This is a genomic window from Pseudomonas sp. LBUM1659 (assembly GCF_059716045.1).
Genome location: NZ_CP166797.1, coordinates 3,402,483 through 3,421,267 on the forward strand (window position 1 = coordinate 3,402,483; position 18,785 = coordinate 3,421,267).

15 protein-coding genes and 3 pseudogenes are annotated in these 18,785 nt (G+C 57.9%); 9 read left to right on the forward strand and 9 right to left on the reverse strand.

The window, feature by feature from the left end:
* Positions 1-12: 12 nt before the first annotated feature.
* The 3 genes from ACA048_RS15345 to nspC form a co-directional block, all read right to left on the reverse strand.
* Positions 13-2,919 carry a sensor domain-containing phosphodiesterase gene (locus tag ACA048_RS15345; RefSeq protein ID WP_497625186.1) on the reverse strand — a complete coding sequence of 969 codons (2,907 nt, stop codon included), beginning with the start codon at positions 2,917-2,919 and terminating at the stop codon, positions 13-15.
* Positions 2,920-3,118: 199 nt separating this feature from the next.
* Positions 3,119-4,363: a saccharopine dehydrogenase family protein gene (locus tag ACA048_RS15350; RefSeq protein ID WP_497625187.1), complete on the reverse strand. Its 1,245-nt coding sequence runs from the start codon at positions 4,361-4,363 to the stop codon at positions 3,119-3,121.
* Positions 4,364-4,389: 26 nt separating this feature from the next.
* Positions 4,390-5,487, reverse strand: a complete 1,098-nt coding sequence (nspC, locus tag ACA048_RS15355) for a carboxynorspermidine decarboxylase (RefSeq protein ID WP_497625188.1) — start codon at positions 5,485-5,487, stop codon at positions 4,390-4,392.
* Between the two features lie 264 nt (positions 5,488-5,751).
* Between nspC and gltS the strand changes: the two genes are divergently transcribed.
* Together gltS and ACA048_RS15365 are read left to right on the forward strand one after the other, a co-directional pair.
* Positions 5,752-6,966 (forward strand): sodium/glutamate symporter, encoded by a 1,215-nt coding sequence (gltS, locus tag ACA048_RS15360; protein WP_497625189.1) that lies wholly within the window; start codon positions 5,752-5,754, stop codon positions 6,964-6,966.
* A gap of 205 nt (positions 6,967-7,171) precedes the next feature.
* On the forward strand, positions 7,172-7,630 hold the full coding sequence (locus ACA048_RS15365; protein ID WP_497625190.1) for a response regulator: 459 nt from the start codon (positions 7,172-7,174) through the stop codon (positions 7,628-7,630).
* Between the two features lie 17 nt (positions 7,631-7,647).
* Here the strand turns inward: ACA048_RS15365 and ACA048_RS15370 are convergent, their stop codons facing one another.
* Positions 7,648-8,604: a threonine dehydratase gene (locus ACA048_RS15370; protein WP_497625191.1), complete on the reverse strand. Its 957-nt coding sequence runs from the start codon at positions 8,602-8,604 to the stop codon at positions 7,648-7,650.
* 96 nt (positions 8,605-8,700) lie between these two features.
* On the opposite strand from ACA048_RS15370, the gene ACA048_RS15375 reads away from it, so the two are divergent.
* Together ACA048_RS15375 and ACA048_RS15380 are read left to right on the forward strand one after the other, a co-directional pair.
* Positions 8,701-9,516, forward strand: a complete 816-nt coding sequence (locus ACA048_RS15375) for a helix-turn-helix transcriptional regulator (protein WP_497625192.1) — start codon at positions 8,701-8,703, stop codon at positions 9,514-9,516.
* A 154-nt stretch (positions 9,517-9,670) separates the two neighbouring features.
* Positions 9,671-10,105 (forward strand): VOC family protein, encoded by a 435-nt coding sequence (locus ACA048_RS15380; protein WP_497625193.1) that lies wholly within the window; start codon positions 9,671-9,673, stop codon positions 10,103-10,105.
* A 196-nt stretch (positions 10,106-10,301) separates the two neighbouring features.
* Here ACA048_RS15380 and ACA048_RS15385 read toward each other — a convergent pair whose 3' ends face one another.
* The 3 genes and pseudogenes from ACA048_RS15385 to ACA048_RS15395 form a co-directional block, all read right to left on the reverse strand.
* Positions 10,302-11,693 carry an MFS transporter gene (locus ACA048_RS15385; RefSeq protein ID WP_497625194.1) on the reverse strand — a complete coding sequence of 464 codons (1,392 nt, stop codon included), beginning with the start codon at positions 11,691-11,693 and terminating at the stop codon, positions 10,302-10,304.
* Positions 11,694-11,733: 40 nt separating this feature from the next.
* A pseudogene (locus ACA048_RS15390) lies at positions 11,734-11,922 on the reverse strand (LysR family transcriptional regulator); the annotation flags it as partial.
* Positions 11,923-12,475: 553 nt separating this feature from the next.
* Positions 12,476-12,751: a hypothetical protein gene (locus tag ACA048_RS15395; RefSeq protein ID WP_497625195.1), complete on the reverse strand. Its 276-nt coding sequence runs from the start codon at positions 12,749-12,751 to the stop codon at positions 12,476-12,478.
* 886 nt (positions 12,752-13,637) lie between these two features.
* Between ACA048_RS15395 and ACA048_RS15400 the strand changes: the two are divergent.
* Both ACA048_RS15400 and ACA048_RS15405 read left to right on the forward strand, forming a co-directional pair.
* Positions 13,638-13,775: pseudogene (locus tag ACA048_RS15400) on the forward strand (DUF2252 family protein); the annotation flags it as partial.
* A 114-nt stretch (positions 13,776-13,889) separates the two neighbouring features.
* Complete coding sequence (locus ACA048_RS15405) at positions 13,890-14,561, forward strand: class I SAM-dependent methyltransferase (protein WP_497629870.1); 672 nt, start codon at positions 13,890-13,892, stop codon at positions 14,559-14,561.
* A gap of 20 nt (positions 14,562-14,581) precedes the next feature.
* On the opposite strand, the pseudogene ACA048_RS15410 reads toward ACA048_RS15405, so the two are convergent.
* Both ACA048_RS15410 and ACA048_RS15415 read right to left on the reverse strand, forming a co-directional pair.
* Positions 14,582-14,993, reverse strand: a pseudogene (locus ACA048_RS15410) (phospholipase D-like domain-containing protein); the annotation flags it as partial.
* Positions 14,994-15,042: 49 nt separating this feature from the next.
* Entirely contained in the window at positions 15,043-15,660 is a 618-nt protein-coding gene (locus ACA048_RS15415) for a dihydrofolate reductase family protein (RefSeq protein WP_497625196.1), read from the reverse strand.
* Between the two features lie 228 nt (positions 15,661-15,888).
* Between ACA048_RS15415 and ACA048_RS15420 the strand changes: the two genes are divergently transcribed.
* From ACA048_RS15420 to ACA048_RS15430, 3 genes are read left to right on the forward strand one after another with little or no spacing between them, the layout of a single operon-like run.
* Entirely contained in the window at positions 15,889-16,485 is a 597-nt protein-coding gene (locus tag ACA048_RS15420) for a paraquat-inducible protein A (protein ID WP_497625197.1), read from the forward strand.
* Positions 16,482-17,138, forward strand: coding sequence for a paraquat-inducible protein A (locus ACA048_RS15425; RefSeq protein WP_497625198.1), 657 nt, complete (start codon positions 16,482-16,484; stop codon positions 17,136-17,138). The genes ACA048_RS15420 and ACA048_RS15425 overlap by 4 nt, the downstream gene beginning before the upstream one ends.
* Positions 17,119-18,780, forward strand: a complete 1,662-nt coding sequence (locus tag ACA048_RS15430; protein WP_497625199.1) for a PqiB family protein — start codon at positions 17,119-17,121, stop codon at positions 18,778-18,780. Before ACA048_RS15425 ends, ACA048_RS15430 begins: the two co-directional genes overlap by 20 nt.
* The last annotated feature ends 5 nt before the right edge of the window (positions 18,781-18,785 follow it).

Here is an 18,785-nt window from a genome sequence, read left to right on the forward strand (position 1 = left end):
CAGGGATGTAGGTCAGCAACCTACAGGGGCGATCAACGAACTCGCCAACAACGCCTCCAACCCCATCGGCTTGGCAAAATAGTAGCCCTGGGCTTGCCCTGCACCCATTTCGCGCAGCAAGTCCAGTGTCGCTTCATCCTCGACGCCTTCCGCTACCACACTCAGGTCCAGCGATTCGGCCATTCGCACAATTGCCCGCACGATTGCGCGACTGCGAGGGCTGGTGGTCAGTTCGAGGATGAACGACTTGTCGATCTTCAAGCCGCTGAAACGGTATTGATGCACATAGCTCAGGGATGAAAACCCTGCACCGAAGTCATCGAGCACCACCGACATACCGTTATCGGCCAGTTGCTGCATGGTCAGTCGGGCAATGGCTGGCTCCGCCACCAGCGCACCTTCGGTCAACTCCAGGCAGATTCGCGACGGCGCGACCCCGTGCCGCTCCAACAGTGCAAGCACATCACTGGCGAAGTCCGGGCGCGTCATGCTGTAGCTGGAGCAATTGACGTGCACCGCAGGCCAATTGGCATGCTGGGGCTGCGCGAGGATCGCCGCAACACTGGTGAGCATGTACAGGTCCAGTCGACCGATCAGGCGCAAACCTTCGACATCCGGCAAAAACTCGCACGGAGCGATCACCCGGCCGCCCGGCTGATGCCAACGGATCAGCGCCTCAAGGGCCAACAATTCGCCGCTTTCGACGCTGACAATCGGCTGGAAATACGGCAGCAATTCGTCAGTACGTTTGAGCGCATTGCGCAAGGCCCCTTCCCGCTCCACCTGGTCCGAGACTTCACGGCGCACCTCCTGGTTGAACACCGCGTAGCTGTCGCGCCCGGCACTCTTGACCCGGTACATCGCTGCATCGGCATCGCGCAGCAGGTCGGCTGGCTCGTGATGGAACTGACTGTCGGCGCTGACAATACCGATGCTGCAGGACGAAAAAACTTCATGGCCATTGATGAAAAACGGCAGGTCAAACGCCACCAGAATTCGTTCGGCGATTTCGATCAGCACGTCCAGCGGCGCTTCGGGCGCCAGCACCGAAAACTCATCACCCCCCAGGCGCGCCAGCATGTCGGTCTCGCGCAGACAACCGCGTAACCGGTGGGCGGCCTGCATCAGCAGCAGGTCACCAAAATGGTGGCCAAGACTGTCGTTGACCATCTTGAAACGGTCGAGGTCGATGAACATCACCGCCAGGTGCCCGCCTTCGCTGCCGAACCGCGACCAGGCCTGGCTGAGGCGTTGTTGCAGGTAGGTACGATTCGGTAGCCCGGTCAGCGAGTCGTGGGAGTTTTCGTGTTGCAACTTGGCATTGGCGTGATCGAGTTCGCGGGTGCGGTTCTGTACCCGCGCTTCCAGCTTGAGGTTGGCGGCATGGATCGCTTCGGCGGCCGTGCGTCGCGACAGCGCGGTGTCGATGTGTCGCGACACGAATGTCAGCAGTTCCTGGTCTCGCAGGGTGTACTGCACTTGCGAGGTATAGCTTTGCACCGCAAGCACGCCACGCACCACATCACCATCGAACAATGGAATGCCCAGCCAGGAGTGGGATCGGACAGACTCCTTGGCCAGTTCGATTTCACCGTGCGCAGCCAGTCGTTCAGCCTCGTCGGCGTCAATCAGGCAAGGTCGACGCTGACGGATAACGTACTCAGTCAAACCCCGGCATCCACGCCGTGCCGGCGGGCAGATGATTTGCCGCTCATCGACATAATACGGAAAGGTCACTTCACTGATCGCGTCGTCGAACAGCGCAATGTAGAAGTTCTTCGCGAACAGCAGATCACCGACGATGCCATGCAAGGTTTGAAACAACTCAGCCATGTCGCCAGGCTGGCTCGACAGCTCAGCAATCTGGAACAGCGCGCTCTGCAGATGTTCGGCGCGCTCTCGGTCTGCCACTTCCTGGCGCAATGCGTCGTTGAGTGCCGAAAGCTCCAGGGTGCGACGCATCACCGTCTCTTCCAGGTCCTCGCGGTGCAGAATCCGGTCCAGCGCCATGGCCACGTGGCGCGACACCACCAGAAACAGCGCGCGGTCTTCAGCGCTGTAGGTACGTGAAACGTCGTAGACCTGCATGGCAAGCATGCCAAACACATCATCCGAGGCATTTTTCAACGGTGCGCCCATCCAGAACTCGGGACGATCACCCACGCAGTAGAAACGGTCCTCGGCCTGAGCCGCGAGAATACCGGCGGCGTCGATCAGCAACGGTTGGCCAGTGGTCAATACCTGGCCGGTCAACGACAGGTGCGATGGGTCAAGGTATTCGTAGTGCTGGGACTCCAACGCATCAACGTCGATGATGTCGACGTAATACGGGTAGTCAATCTTGCCACTGTGCGGGTTATACAGCGCGAGATAGAAGTTCTCGGCGTCAATCAGACTGGCCAGCAGTTGGTGAACCCCCACCAGAAACACTGACCGGTCGCGGGTCGAACTCGCCAGGTAGGTAATTTCATACAGCACACGCTGAGTAATCTGCGCACGGGCAAGGGTATTGGTCTGTACCTGAATACCCAGGCGCTGGGCAAACTCGGCGAGCGCCGGTTCTGCGGCAGCATGGACTGGCGCCATTAGCCAACCCAGCTCACTTTCACCTCTACCGGTCGGCCAGCGGTGCAAGGCCCGGCTCAGGCAAAAGGCTTCAAACTCTTCATTTGCAACGCTTGACGGCCACTGCGCCTCGGGGTCACCCTGCCCGACCCAATGCATTTGTTCACCGGCGCGGTAAACCACCCACGCAGTGGTATGGGCCCAGCTGCGCGCTGACTCCAGCAATTGCTCGATCGTGTCCTCGTTGCCAGCGTAAGTCATGCCGACAGTATCCGAGTTCCCTTTCAGTTGATTCGCGACAACGTCGCAATCGTTCGATTGCCGCGGGGAGTCGGTCAATGGACGAACACTCATCAGCGCTCCCTGAGCCAAAAAATGGCGATACTTACTGTATTGTTAGCAATGTGCCGGTGAGCTTCCCGTTTATAGCGAATACGAATTTTTTTCAATACTTTTATTCGTTTTACGAGATCGAACAAACAAAAACGCCGCTCAAAGAGCAGCGTTTTTGCGTTTAGAGCGGCAAACGAGATTCACCTGGATTTTTGGCGCCTCAGGCGTTGCCGTTCCAGGGACGATCTCCACTCTCGTCTTTGATGCGGGTCGGCAGGCCCATCACATCCAGCGCCTTGAGGAACGGTTCAGCCGGCAGCTCTTCGACGTTGACCATACGCTGCACGTCCCACTCGCCGCGGGCGACCAGCAGAGCAGCAGCCACGGGTGGCACGCCTGCGGTATAGGAAATGCCCTGGCTGTCAGTTTCGGCGTAGGCGTCTTCATGATCGGCCACGTTGTAGATGAACACCTCGCGCGGCTGACCATCCTTGGTGCCCTTGACCAGATCGCCGATGCAGGTCTTGCCGGTGTAGCCAGGCGCCAGCGAGCTCGGATCAGGGAGCACGGCCTTGACCACTTTCAGCGGCACGACTTCCAGGCCTTCGGCGGTCTTGACCGGTTGCTCGGAGAGCAGGCCGAGGTTGCGCAGCACAGTGAACACATTGATGTAGTGCTCGCCGAAGCTCATCCAGAAACGCACGTTGGGCACGCCGAGGTTCTTCGACAGAGAGTGCACTTCATCGTGACCGGTCAGGTACAGGTTCTGCGCCCCGACGACTGGCAGGTCGTCAGTGCGTTTGACTTCGAACATGGTGTTGCTGGTCCACTGGCTGTTCTGCCAGCTCCACACCTGTCCGGTGAACTCGCGGAAATTGATTTCCGGGTCGAAATTGGTAGCGAAATACTTGCCATGGGAACCGGCGTTGACGTCGAGAATGTCGATCGAATCAATGCGGTCGAAATACTGTTGTTGCGCCAGTGCTGCATAGGCGTTGACCACGCCCGGGTCGAACCCCACACCGAGAATGGCAGTGATGTTCTTCTCTTTGCACTCTTCGAGGTGGTTCCACTCGTAGTTGCCATACCAGGGCGGCGTCTCGCAGATTTTGCCCGGTTCTTCGTGAATGGCGGTGTCCAGGTAGGCGGCGCCGGTATCGATGCAGGCACGCAGCACCGACATGTTGAGGAAAGCAGAACCGACGTTGATGACGATCTGCGATTCGGTTTCGCGGATCAGCGCCTTGGTCGCCTCAATATCCATAGCGTTCAGCGAGAACGCCTTGATTTCGGCGGGCTGCTTGAGGCTGCCCTTGGACTTGACGCTGTCGATGATGGCCTGACATTTGGAGATGTTGCGCGACGCGATAGCAATACGACCGAGTTCGTCGTTGTGCTGCGCGCACTTGTGGGCCACCACCTTGGCGACACCTCCTGCACCAATGATAAGTACGTTTTTCTTCAATTTTTTTATATCTCCTTTCTGCCAGCTTACGAGAGGCTGGACAGGTAGTCGTTGTAACCAAACTCACGAACCACCTCGACACTACCGTCGAGTTGTTTCACTACGATGGACGGCATTTTCAGGCCGTTGAACCAGTTCTTCTTGACCATGGTGTATCCCGCTGCGTCGATGAACGACAGCCGATCCCCGATGGCCAGCGGACGATCGAATTGATATTCACCGAAAATATCTCCGGCCAGGCAGGATTTGCCGCACACCATGTAAGTGTGTTCGCCTTCGCTCGGCGCCAGCTTGGCATTCAGGCGATAGATCAGCAGATCGAGCATGTGGGCTTCGATGGAGCTGTCAACGACCGCCAGGTGCTTGCCGTTGTAGAGGGTGTCGAGCACGGTGACTTCCAGCGACGCGCTCTGAGTAATGGCCGCCTCGCCCGGTTCCAGGTAGACCTGCACGCCGTATTTTTGCGAGAAGGCCTTGAGGCGAGCGCAGAATGCATCCAGCTCGTAGTCGTCACCGGTGAAGTGGATGCCGCCGCCGAGGCTGACCCACTCGACCTTGTGCAGCAAATGACCGAATCGCTCTTCGATGGTGCACAGCATCTGGTCGAACAGGTCGAAGTCAGCGTTCTCGCAGTTGTTGTGGAACATGAAACCAGAGATCTGTTCGATGACCTGCTCGATCTTCACCGGGTCCCACTCGCCCAGACGGCTGAACGGCCGCGCCGGGTCAGCCAGCAGGTAATCCGAGCTGCTCACCTGCGGATTGACCCGCAGACCGCGCACCTTGCCTGCTGAAGCCTCAGTGTAGCGCTGCAATTGGCTGATGGAGTTGAAGATGATCTTGTCGCAGTTCTCGAGCATCTCCTCGATTTCGTCGTCGGCCCAGGCCACGCTGTAGGCGTGGGTCTCGCCAGCGAACTTCTGCCGACCGAGCTTGAGCTCGTAAAGCGACGACGACGTGGTGCCGTCCATGTATTGCTGCATCAGGTCGAACACCGACCAGGTGGCGAAGCACTTGAGTGCCAGAAGCGCTTTGGCCCCGGACTGTTCGCGCACATAGGCAATCTTCTGCATGTTCGCCAGCAGCTTTTGTTTATCGATAAGGTAGTACGGCGTTTTGATCATTTCGAGGCGCCTCCGGCAAGGCCAGCCAAAAAAAGGATGCGCATTGTGCCTTCACTGGCGACATATCGAAAGTACAGAAAGTGCTCGCGACGCGAAGCACGGCTCACTTGAAACCCGTAAATATCAGGTGTTTATCGAGTGAATGGGGGCTGGAGGAAGGTTTTAACCTTCCTGCTATGCTCCATCCACCGTTTATTGACACAGGTCTAAACACTGAACTGCCAACTCGTGACAATGAATTTTTCAGATTTCAGGTAGGCTTGAATGACGCCCCAGCTCTTCTCGGTTCACGGTCTCGTGAGTTTTACCCTCGCCATCCTCCTGCTTTTCCTCGGCAAAACCCTTGTTCATCGCAACGCCCTACTCCGTCAATACTGTATTCCCGAATCGGTCGTCGGTGGCTTCGTCTGTGCGGCGGTGACGTCCCTGCTTTACTTCGGTCTTAATATCCAGGTCGAATTCGATCTGCAAATTCGCGACACCCTGCTGCTCTACTTCTTTGCCGGCATTGGCTTGAAATCGGACATGCGCCAACTGCTCAAGGGTGGGCGCCCGCTGCTGATCCTGCTGGTACTCGCCGGGGTGTTCATCGTCCTGCAAAACGCGCTGGGCATGGGCGTGGCCCAGGCCTTTGGACTCGATCCCAAGGCGGGTTTGATGGTGGGCTCCATTTCCCTCACGGGTGGGGCGGGCACTACCCTGGCCTGGGCACCGCTTTTTATCGAAAAGCTGGGAATCAGTAACGCGCATGAACTGGGCATGGCCAGCAACACCGTCGGCCTGATTGCCGCTTGCGTGATCGGTGGTCCTATCGCCAACCGACTGATACGTCGTTATCGACTGAAGACTTCCGGGGATGCGGCGCTGGAAGTCGGCATGCTCGACGATCAACCGAGCAAGCCACTGGACTACTACGACGTGCTCTGGGCGTGGATGTGGCTCAACCTGACCCTGATGCTCGGCTATGGGCTCAACCTGCTGCTGGTCGATGCAGGCATTACGCTGCCCAAATTCGTCAGTTGCCTGTTTGCGGGCATCGTCATTCACCACATCGTTCTCGCATTGGTGGGTGATCAGCGGCTGAAATCCTGGAGCGGCGCCAGCCTGGGTCTGTCGCTGATCTCCGATATCTGTCTGGGCATGTTTTTGACCATGGCCCTGATGGGGCTTCAGTTATGGCAGCTCAGCGGAGTGTTGTTGTTCATTGTGTGCGCCTTGACCTTGCAAATTCTACTGACGGTGCTCTACACGTATTTTGTGGTCTTCCGCTTTATGGGGCGCGATTACGAAGCCAGCGTGATTGCTTCCGGATTCGGCGGGATTGCCCTCGGTTCCACAGCGACGGCCATCGTCAACATGACGACCGTGACTCAAAAGTACGGTGCCGCCCACCAGGCCTTCCTGATCGTGCCGCTGGTGTGTGGCTTTTTCATTGACCTGGTCAATGCCGTGATCATCGGTATGTTCAGTGGAATCTAGCGACCGCCCCCCACGTTGATCACAGTTTTCAGCGTTTTTCAGCGTTCAGTGGGGTACTAATCAGGCCATTTCAGAGCAATTTTGTTGACGCAATGCGTTACTGGGGGCGCGGGTTGGAGGAAATGACCTGCCCCTCAAGCGTGTTCAGAAGTTTCAGCAGAACACGGCAGACTGGGTTTCATTGGCTCATAAATGGTTAGAAATGATGTTTGATCACGATCTTTTGACTGCCGCTGAGCGCGAGGCAATCAATGCCGCGATACAGGAGCCCGGGCTATTAGCTCAAAAAGTCCTGATCGTTGAGGATGACCAGTGCACACGCGAAATGTTGGCCGAAATTCTTCAAGTCAATGGCATCTTCTGCCTTGAGGCTAGAAGTGCAGCCGATGCCATGCGTTCGTTGAGCATCGACAGTTCGATCGGATTGGTCATTACTGATTTACGGATGCACCCGCTCAATGGTCTGGAGTTGATTTCAAAAATCCGCGAGTCGGAGTGGGCCGACCTGCCCATTGTGATCATTTCTGGAGATGCTGGTGTTCGAGATGCCATCGAGGCAATGCGTTTGAGTGTCGTCGACTTTCTGTTAAAGCCAATCGATCCGGATGAACTGATCACCCTGGTTCACCTTCAACTGGGTCTCAGGCCAGACGAATGTCCTTAGCCATTAGAGGCGGTCATTCACTCAATCACTCTTGCATACACCGATCGGTCCACGTTTGCGCCGGACAGAATCACCCCTACCCGTTTCCCCACCATTGTTTCACGCTCCTGAATAAGCGCTGCCAAGGCCGCCGCTCCGGCCCCTTCAGCGAGGTTGTGGGTGTCGGAGTAATACACACGCATGGCCTCGGCAATCTGCTCCTCGCTGACGGATACGATCCGTGCGGCAGCCGCGCCGTAGATGGCAAAGGCGGCGGGCACCGGTTTACGCACGGCCAGGCCGTCAGCGAAGGTATTCGCCGTAGCGGTTTCAAGGATTTCTCCCGCTTCAAACGACAACTTGGCGGCCGCAGCCTCACTGGACACCACGCCCACTATCCGGGTTTTCAAGCCTAGCGCGTCGCGAGCGGCGATCACCGCACAAATCCCCGATCCACAGCCAATCGGCACATAGACGGTATCCAGATCCGGCGCGGCCTTGAACAGTTCCAGCGCATAAGTGGCTACGCCTTTGACCAACTCGACATGGAACGGCGGAACCAAATAGAGGCCATGCACTTGCGCCAGACGCACGGCCTCTTCACGGGCCTCATCAAAATCGCGGCCAAACTCGACTACTTCGCCACCAAAGCCACGCATGGCATTGTTCTTTTCAACCGAATTACCTTCCGGCACTACAATCAACGCCTTCAGACCCAGGGCGCCGGCTGCCAGCGCCAGGCTCTGACCATGGTTGCCGCGGGTAGCGGTGACAATACCCTTGACGTCTGGGTGCGTGCGTTTGAGCCAATGCATGAAGGTAATGCCACCACGCACCTTGAAAGCACCGGTAGGTGTATGGTTTTCGTGCTTGACCCACACCGTGCAACCCAACCGCTCGGCCAGCAGGGGCCACGCGTACTGGGCGGTGGCCGGCATTACCTGGTAAACGTGGCGAGCCGCTTGTTCGATATCGTCGCGGGTCAGTCTGTGCATGAGTCGTCTCCCTGAGGTTTTGCCCAGTCTAGACACGAGCGCATCACGCGGGCTTTCAAAAAACTGACCTGACTTTTACGCACCTGCTTCTTTACTATGGTGTTCATGAGCCATCGAAACCGCCACCTGCCCCCGCTCCCGCCTGAACCGATCCGTCGGGTCGAGACCGGGCCATGGGCGATCGAGTTGCTACCCGGCGCCGCTTACGCGACCCGATATGTAGCCACCCAGGCGACGATTGGCTTTGCCTTTGAGAGCCAGAGAGGTCTGCATGCCATCGGCAGCGACCGAGTGCATCCCTTCGACGCCACGCCTAATGGCTTGGCGTTCGTTCCCGCTGGTTGTGACGTGTTGTCCGAGTCACCCAAGGGCGGTGAATACCTGCGGGTCATGCGCACCGACGGTGTTGCGTTGATAGGGGACCGTGCCTTCAACAATCGTATTGATCAGCAGGCCATTACCCTCGCACTGCGCATGCGCACCGCGCTGTTACAGGCTTCCATGGAGGACGATTGGGAGGCCTGGGCACTCGCATTGGCGGAACGGGCGCAGGACAACGAAGCGTTATCGGCGCCACCCCTAGGCTCTATAACCGGTAGCCGGATGCGTCTGCTCGATGAGTTCATTGATGCTGGCCTCGACGGCCAGTTGGGTATTCAGGCGATGGCGGGGTTACTTGGATTGTCCGAAGGCTATTTCATTCGAGCATTCAAGAACGCGACGGGCAAAAGCCCGCACAATTACCTGATCGACCGACGCCTCGCCAAGGCCCGCGCATTAATGCGAGATTCGACAGCCAGGCTGGCGGAAATCGCCCAGACCTGTGGTTTTAACTCCCAGGCACACATGGCGACCACGTTCAGGCAACGTCTTGGAGTGAGTCCGGCACAGCTGCGAATACCCATCAGATAAAACACACATCCTTGTGGGGTTTCGGTTGACTGACACAGTGAGTAATTGGCCTCTGTTTTGCTGACGCCAAACAACAAAAATCTTGCCTGTTTAAAACAATCTAGACGCCAATCCCCCCAAATACTCGACACCGTTGTAAGAGGGACTGAAAGACATGACAGTCAATCGAATGGACAACGTTCTGATAGTTGTCGACGATCTCGAAGCGGTGAAAGCGTTCTTTATCGAATTGGGCCTCGAGCTTGAGGGTCAAACCACGGTTGAAGGGCCTTCTGTCGGGAGCCTCATAGGGCTTGGAGACGTCCGAGCCACCCTCGCGATGCTGCGGACTCCCGATGGGCAGGGAATTGAACTGGACAAATTCCACACGCCAAACGCAGTCCGGTTTGGGCCCGTGGACGCGCCAGTGAACGCGTTGGGTCTTCGTCGCATCATGTTTGCCGTCGATGACGTCGATGCTGTCGTTGCGCGGATGCAGGCCCATGGCGCAGAACTCATGGGCCAGACGAAGTACGAGAAATCGTACCGGCTCGCCTATATTCGTGGGCCTGAGGGCATCATCGTCGGGCTTGCCGAGCAACTCGGCTAAGGGCGGCTCGGTCGCGCACGACAACCGCCACACAATCGCTTCAGATCCAACATCAATGGATTCCCTACCACGAAGGCAGAGCACCCGTTTGAACATCGATACCCGAATCAAATTCCGTCATCTGGTGTGTTTTCTCGAAGTGGCACGCCATGGCCGTGAGACGCAAGCGCTCAACACCTGAAGGCCTGTCTTTTTCTTATGCTCGCTGCAATACCGACTCTCCCGCTTTCGGTGGCAATCGCAGGTTATCGAGCAATGCGATCCCCGCAATCACGGCAACACAAAGGAACGTCAGCTGAAAGTCGGCTGTATTTGCAAGCTCAGTGTTGCCATGGATGCTCATGGAGAAACGTAGCAGCAACGCGCCCGTGGCAACCCCAATCGCCATGCTCAGTTGGAAGAACATACTGAACAAGGTTGAAGCATCGCTCATCTGCTCCTTCGGAACATCGGCAAAACCCAGCGTGTTGAACGCGGTGAACTGCATGGATCGTGACAAGCCACCTACAAACAGAATGAACAAAATCAGCGCCCGACTCATGTGCTCATCCAGCAACGTACAGGCCGCTATCGCCAGTACACCGAGGATGCCGTTGAACATCAGCACCGGGCGAAATCCCCAACGGTGCATCACCCGCGTGGTGAACGGCTTCATGGCCAGATTGCCGGCAAAGACGGCCAATACCAGAAGCCCCGCATCCAGTGCAGAAAGCCCGAACGCGAGTTGAAACATCAGCGGCAGGAGAAACGGCAAGGTGCTGATGGCGATCCGAAAAATCGAGCCACCCAACAGGCAGACACTGAAGGTACGGATTCCCAAAACACCCAGCGCCATTAACGGTTGCGCATGCCGACGCAGATGTCGCCAGGCAAGAACGCCGAGTATCACGCCTGCACCACTGAGTGACAGTGCCGGCAACAGATTCGCATGACTTTGCCCCAGCATCTCCACCCCGAACAGCAGCGCAGCGCTGGCACCGCCGGCGAGCAGAAAACCACTGAAATCGAATGGCCGGGCAATAATGTGGTCTTGCCTGGGAATCAAGACCCGCGCGGCAATCATGGCCAACAGGCCCAACGGAAGATTGAGGTAGAAAATCCACGGCCAGGACGCGTGGGTGACGATGAAACCGCCCAAGGGAGGCCCGAGTATCGGTGCGACCAGACCGGGCCAGGTAATAAAAGAGATCGCCCGCACGAGGTCTTTCTTCTCGGTGGTGCGAAGCACTGCCAAGCGCCCGACCGGTACCATCATCGCTCCGCTGATGCCCTGCAGCACGCGCGCAGCAACAAAGGCTTCCAGGCTGTCACTCAACCCACACATCAACGAAGACAGGCTGAACAGCACAATCGCCGAACTGAATATAAGGCGTGAGCCGAAGCGATCAGCCAACCAGCCGCTGATGGGGATGAACACCGCAACCGCGAGCATGTAGACACTCATACCAATGCTCACATCCACCGCTGGCACACCAAACGTCCTGGCCATGTCCGGCAGCGCGGTGGCGATCACTGTAGCGTCGAGGTTCTCCATAAAGAAGGTGACCGCTACCAACAGGGCGATCAATGTTGAGCGGTGTTGAGACATCGGTCATCCCTGTTCAGCTACGACAATGCTCGCCACTTTACTATCGAATGAGGAGTACAACACCAGACATCAGCGACAGTTCACTGACCATTTCCCGTTGAGCCAGCGGCACAATCCGTATGCCTGGCATGGTTAACCGGGTCATCATTTCAGGCACGATGCTCAGGCCGATGCCCGCAGCAACCAATCCAGGAACACTCAGCAGCGAAGGGACATACATGATGTTTTTGGTTGCCATTCACTGCACGCGTCTGACTGGCGCAGTTGTACAACGCACACCGAAAAACACCTCGGATTGGGGTGTTTAACGATAGACGACATGGGCGGTCCTGAAACGGCGTTGATTCCCTCCGGTCGTGACAGACTCGCCTGTCCAGCACCGTCGCCTTCCCCGCTGCCGTCATCCTCGTCGGTGTTTCGGATCGTGCGAGCCGATTTTGAAAAAAAATCGCAAACCCGGCGACTCTCCAGGGCTTGCGACTCTTTGCCGATACGTCCCTCAAGCTTGCGGGGCGTTTTCTGCTGTTATGCCTGCCGTGTTTGTGGCGGAACTTGCAGGCCTAGTTCTGTACCTCAGCCACGTCCTTGTCCGGGGCGTCTGGAGCGTCTGGGGCGTCCGCCACAGCCCCTCTAGCTGCGCGCGCCTCAACCTTTGGCAGCGTCTCTGGTCGCATCTGCAGCAGCCCTCGCCGCATCTCTGGTGGCATCTGCGTCAGCCTTGGCGGCGTCCCTGGTCGCATCTGCGGCAGCCCTCGCTGCATCTCTGGTTGCATCTGCGCCCGCTACACCTGCAGCTTTTGCAGCATCCCTGGCTGCATCCGCATCAGCTCTGGCAGCATTTCTAGCTGCATCTGCAGCAGCTTTGGCCGAATCTCGGGCGTCATCTGCATCATTTCTGGCAGCATCCCTGGCCGCATCTGCGGTACCGTTGTCAGCGTCGTTGTCATGCGCATTGCCTGGGCCTCTGTTCCCGCTAATACCGCCATGGTCAGCGTCGTCAGCGTCGCCGCGCCCCGGGCCTCCATGACCGTCACCGTCACCGTCATGACCAGCAGCATGACCGCCACCCTCTCCATGGTCACTGCTACCGTGACCGCTCCCTGAGCTTCCACTGCTGGAGCCACCACCGCCGTCGCCACCATGACCACTGCCTCCGGAACCTCCACTGCCGCCACCGCTGCCGCTGCCGCTGCCGCCATCTTTGGCATACACGCTGGAAAAACTACCGATGTAATCGGGTACCAGGACAGTCGATGCTGACAGGACACCGCCAATTGCGAGAGCCAATAAACATTTCTTGAGAAACATGAGCCACCTCTGCTTGGCGTTGCGTCGTCATCTCCGTATCGAACGCAATCGCCAGTGAGTTCCCGGCCGCCCATTGGAGCGGCCAGCTAACCGGCGCGGTCATAAATCTGCAGCATTGACGAGCAACTGCGGTTCCGCACGATCCCTTAGAGCCAGTTAGCATCGTTGAGTGGGGAAGTATTCCCACATTCTTTTTTGATAATGTGCTGTCCGCTCAAGTTCAACGCAAACACGCTCAATGCAGCACCCAAGATCAGAACTGCTACGCTTGAATCATTAGCTTTGGCGCTTTTTAGCCTGCCGGCGCACGTGTTCTCTGTGGCTGATGGAACAGTCGAATTACCCGATCCTGTGCCCAAGCGAGCCAAATTTTGTTGGGCAAGGGAGTGGACATGCCCCCCCCCGCAAAAGCAGGTTTGCCAACAGAACGGCAGGGCAATCGGAAGCCAGGGGGACGAGCGAGTCTTTCACTCGCGCAAAGATCGTCTGTACGAAGGCGAGCTACTACGCGAGCGAATGCCGCATGCAGTTCACGCCGAATGGAAACCTGCGCGCAAACACCGTGACCCGATCAAACTCCTCGAAGAGTCCAACCGCTATCGACTGCCCGATCTGGTACCTGTGCGCTACGGTCGCATGTTGCGCAGTCCATTCACCTTTTTACGCGGTTTTGCGGGTTTGATGGCGCATGACCTGGCCACTCTCCCGACCACCGGCATTCAGGTGCAGGCCTGCGGGGATTGTCACCTGATGAACTTCGGGTTGTTTGCGACACCTGAGCGCAATCTGATTTTTGACATAAACGATTTCGACGAAACACTCCCCGCCCCATGCGTTGAGAGAAGAAGAGTGATAGAGCCGATCCAACTGACAACTCCGGACATCGAAATGCCTGCACCCGAATTCACTCTTCTCCAAAGTTGGCACCACAACGCCCAATCCTGGATCGAAGCCATCCGCACCGGCGCCATCGAAAGCCGTCTGAAGGTTACCGACCAGGCCATCCTGTTGGCGGTGATGGGCCGCCAGCCCGAGAACGTGCTCGACCTCGGCTGCGGCGAGGGCTGGCTGTTGCGGGCGCTGGCTGAACGGGCCATCAAGGCAGTCGGGGTGGATGGTGACGCGACATTGGTCGAGGCCGCGCGGGCAGCGGGCTCTTCATCGGTACATTTGGCGAGCTATGAAGCGTTGGTGGAAGCGAAGGTGAACGTCGGCCGCGACTACGACCTGATCTGCGCCAACTTCGCACTGTTGCACCAGGACATCATCCCCCTGCTCGCCGCCCTGAACGCCCTGCTCGTCCCTGGCGGCGCGCTGGTGATCCAGACGCTGCATCCGTGGACCGCAGCGGCGGGCGACTATCAGGATGGTTGGCGGGAAGAGACCTTCGCCGGGTTCGAGGGGCTGTGGCAACCCATGCCGTGGTACTTTCGCACCTTGTCCAGTTGGCTGAATGCGCTGGATATGGGCGGCTTTCGTCTGGTCGGTTTGCAAGAGCCGCAGCACCCGCAAAGTCCTGTGCCGCAGTCGCTGCTGCTGGTGGCCGAGCAACGGGGGTGAGAGCCGCCGGCTTCAATCCAGAGCATTTTCTCCAGGCCGATCTTGTCGCTGAGCCAGGCCTTGAAGCTGCGCCAATTGCCACCCGGCTCCTCATGCAAGGTATGCCGGCGGCCGTCGTCTTCGGCAATCCAGACGATTTCGCCGTTTTCCAGCCGGGCCTGGTAACTCATGGCCGGAGCCATGCCCGCAAGCGCCAGGTCGCGCATATAGCCGGCCAATTCAGGGCTGGCGACCAGCACCCAGACTTCAGTGTTCCACAACACTGAACGCGGGTCGAAATTGAAGGAGCCGATGAACACCTTCTGCTTGTTCAGGATCATGGCCTTGGTGTGCAAGCTGGAGTCCGAGCCACCACTGAAGCCACGGGAAGAACTGTCACTGGGGTCGTCCTGCTGGCGCCGCCTTCACACCATGTTCGAGCAGGGTCTTGCGGCCTGAGTTCCGGGGGCAATTCGCGCGTACGTCACGGGAACTGTTCAACTTATTCAAACGCCCCTGTGCGCACCTCGCCCTGGCGGACGTAGCGGGTGATCAGCACACCGCCAGGCGTGCTGATCGAATTCTCCAGCGTGAACGCCAACGCTTGTGCAGTGTCGTCGAACAAGCGCTTGCCGCGACCCAGCACCACGGGAAAAATCATGAGCCTGAGCTCGTCCACCAACCCGGCGGCAAGCAGTTGGCGCACCAGATCGCCGCTGCCCTGCGTCAAGAGGTCAGCGCCGTCCTCGTGCTTGAGCGCGCGTATCGCGTCGGTCAGGTTTCCCTGCAAAGCATGACTGTTGTGCCAATCAAGCGTAACGGGGTGATGCGTAGCGACGTGCTTGGGCACGCTGTTGAACAAGTCAGCGATGGCGTGGCTTTTTGAATCGGCCTGTCTGTGCGGCCAGTACGCGGCAAATATGTCGTAGGTGCGCCGCCCCAGCAGCAACTCGAACGGCTTCGCGAACAGCTCCTGTATGGCCTGGCCGGAGACGTTGTCGGCGTAGGGCACGATCCAGCCACCCAAGCGGAATTCGCCGCTGGTGTCTTCTTCAGGCCCGCCGGGCGCTTGCATAACACCATCCAGACTCGTGAATGCGGCAACGGTAAGCTTGCGCATAGTCTTCTCCTGGTGAGTACTCGTACAGGGAACGCCTGGGGTCAAATGCGACTCATCAGATTGATTCCCTGAAGGATAGTCGAACGGGACGCTGCGAAATCGACAGGACGATAGCAATGACAGGTGAAAGAGATTTGCACCGTTTCGACTTTCGATTTGCTCAATTGCGAGGCACTTCTATATTGAGGGGGTGCTCTGAATTTCCTGCCTCCTGTTGAGCCTTGGCCAATGGCAACTACTGATCAATTGATCATCTGCGAGCACTGCGACTGTGTGTATGAAAAAGTCACGCTCGTTGAACACCAGAAAACCCTGTGTACGTGCTGCGGCGCCGTACTGCAGCGCCATAACCCCTTGACGGTGGAGCAGCGACTGGCGTTGACCTTCGCGGCCTTGATGCTGTGGATTTTCGCCAACCTCTATCCCGTCATGACCATCAGCCTGAAAGGCGTTAGAAACAGCGCAACACTATGGGATTCGGTATTGGCCTTGAGCCTTGGGCCGATCACCTTCATCGCGTTGGTCGCTGCGATCGCGATGATTCTCGCGCCGATTTTCCAACTCTTGCTGCTGATCTGGGTCCTGGGTTTCGCCCTCACGCACCGACGTTCACCCGGGTTTAAATTCTGCATGCGCTGGCTGGAAGCCCTTCGGCCCTGGAGCATGCTGGAGGTCTGCTTTCTGGCGACAATGGTCGCGGTCATCAAACTCGCCGGATTTCTCGACGTGCTGCCGGGCATCGGCCTGTTTGCCCTGGCCGTGCTCAGCCTGCTGATGATCCGTATCGCCGGGCGCGATATCCGCGAATTATGGGACAACTTATGAACACGCCCCCGGTCGCCAGCGATCTCAACCTGTGCCTGTGTCATAGCTGCGGCATGACCTGCGACATGACCGATAATCCGCACGAATGCGAACGCTGTGGCGCTCCGTTGCATCGGCGTAAAACCAATTCACTGGCCCGCACGTGGGCCTTTATGTTCACGGCCCTGGCGTTTTACGTCCCGGCCAATCTGTTGCCGGTCATGAACACCCAGATGCTCGGCAACGGCGCCGACAGCACGATCATGAGCGGTGTACTGGAGTTTTGGGCGGCCGGCGCCTGGGACATCGCGCTGATCATTTTTATCGCCAGCATCGCGGTGCCGGGTATCAAGTTCGTAGCCCTTACGTTTTTGCTGGTGTCCGTGCATCGCGGCAGTTTCCGGGCGAGCAAGGAGCGGTCGAAGCTGTACCGCTTCGTCGAGGTCATCGGTTACTGGTCAATGCTCGACGTGATCGTGGTGGCATTGGTGGCCTCACTGGTTAAGTTTAAAGCCCTGGCCGACATCGAACCGCGCGCGGGCATTCTGTTTTTTGGTTTGGTGGTGGTGTTCACCATGCTGTCGGCGATGAGTTTCGACCCGCGCCTGATTTGGGATAAAACACGGGGAAACCCACAAAACGAGGAGGTCATGGATGAAGTCGCAAGCCACTGAAGGGCCACAAGCCCCCGGCCAGGCCCCAATCAAGACCGGTCGTAGCGTCTCGCTGGTCTGGATCGTCCCCATTGTTGCGGTATTGGTGGGTATATCACTGGTGGTCCACAGCATTTTGCAGGAAGGCCCGACCATCACCGTCATGTTCAAGACCGGTGATGGCCTGACAGCCAACAAGACCGAGGTCAAATACCGCAGTGTAGTCATCGGCCAGGTTTCGGACGTGGAGTTGAGCAGCGACCAGAAGAGTGTCAACGCCACGATCAAACTGACCAAACAGGCCGAAGGTTTCACCCGTTCAGACTCGCAGTTCTGGGTCGTGCGTCCGCGCATCGGTGCCGGTGGGGTTTCGGGGATCGATACGTTGCTGTCCGGGGATTACATCGGCGCTGATATCGGTCAGGCCGATGGCCGCGCGAAAAACTTCACAGGCCTGGAAATCCCGCCGGCCATCACCTACGGCGAACCGGGCAAGCGTTTCACCTTGCACACGCAGGACCTGGGGTCGCTGGACGTTGGCTCGCCGGTGTATTACCGCAAGATTCCGGTCGGTCAGGTGGTGGCCTATGCACTGGACCTGGATGGCAAAGGGGTGAACATCGACCTGTTCATCCACGCGCCCAATGACCAGTACGTCACTGAAAACACTCGGTTCTGGAATGCCAGCGGCGTGGACGTGAGCGTCAATGCCAACGGCGTCGATATCAAGACGGAGTCTTTGTCCTCCTTGCTGGTGGGCGGTATTGCCTTCCGTGCACCGGAATTCAACCCGAACGACAAACCTGCCCCCGAGGAGTATGCCTACGAGCTATTCGACGATCAGCAAAGCGCCCTCGCCCCACCCAATGGCAAGGCACAGTTCCTGGCCTTGCGCTTCGATCAGGCCATGCGTGGGCTGAAGGTCGATGCGCCGGTGGAATTCCTGGGCATAGAAATCGGCAAGGTAGTGTCGATCAATCTGGATTTCGACGAGAAAAAACGCAGTTTTCCGGTCAGTGTCGGCATCGTGATCTACCCGCAGCGTCTGGGTCAGGCCCACACCAAGATGATCAAGGCGCTCAATCATGATCCCAATGACGAAGCCGCTGGCGTTCGGATGATTGGCTCCTTCATCGAAAACGGCCTGCGCGCCCAGGCCCGCACCGGCAACCTGTTGACCGGCCAGTTGTACATCGCCCTGGACTTCTACCCTAAAGCAGACAAAGTGGCATTCGATCCGACCGCGCGCCCGGTCATGATTCCAACGGTTCCGGGAAGCCTCGAACAATTACAGGAAAAACTCGAAGCCATGGTCGACAAGGTCAACAAGCTGCCGATCGAGCGCATTGCCGGCAACCTCGACAGCAACCTGGTGGAAGTGCGCAAAGGGCTGGTTAAATTCAACAGCAAGACGCTGCCCGGCGTAGATACCGCCCTGTCGGACGTCAGCAAGACCTTGCTGTCGGCCAACACGACCCTGCAATCGGCTAACACCACCATTTCCGAAGGTTCGCCATCACGGGAGAAGCTCGGGCAGACCCTGGAAGAGCTGGAAAGCGCGGCGCGAGCACTACGTGAACTGGCGGATTACCTGATCCGGCATCCGGAGTCTCTGATTCGTGGTCGACCTAAAAACGCCTCGGCACAGGACCTGAATCAATGACCGCG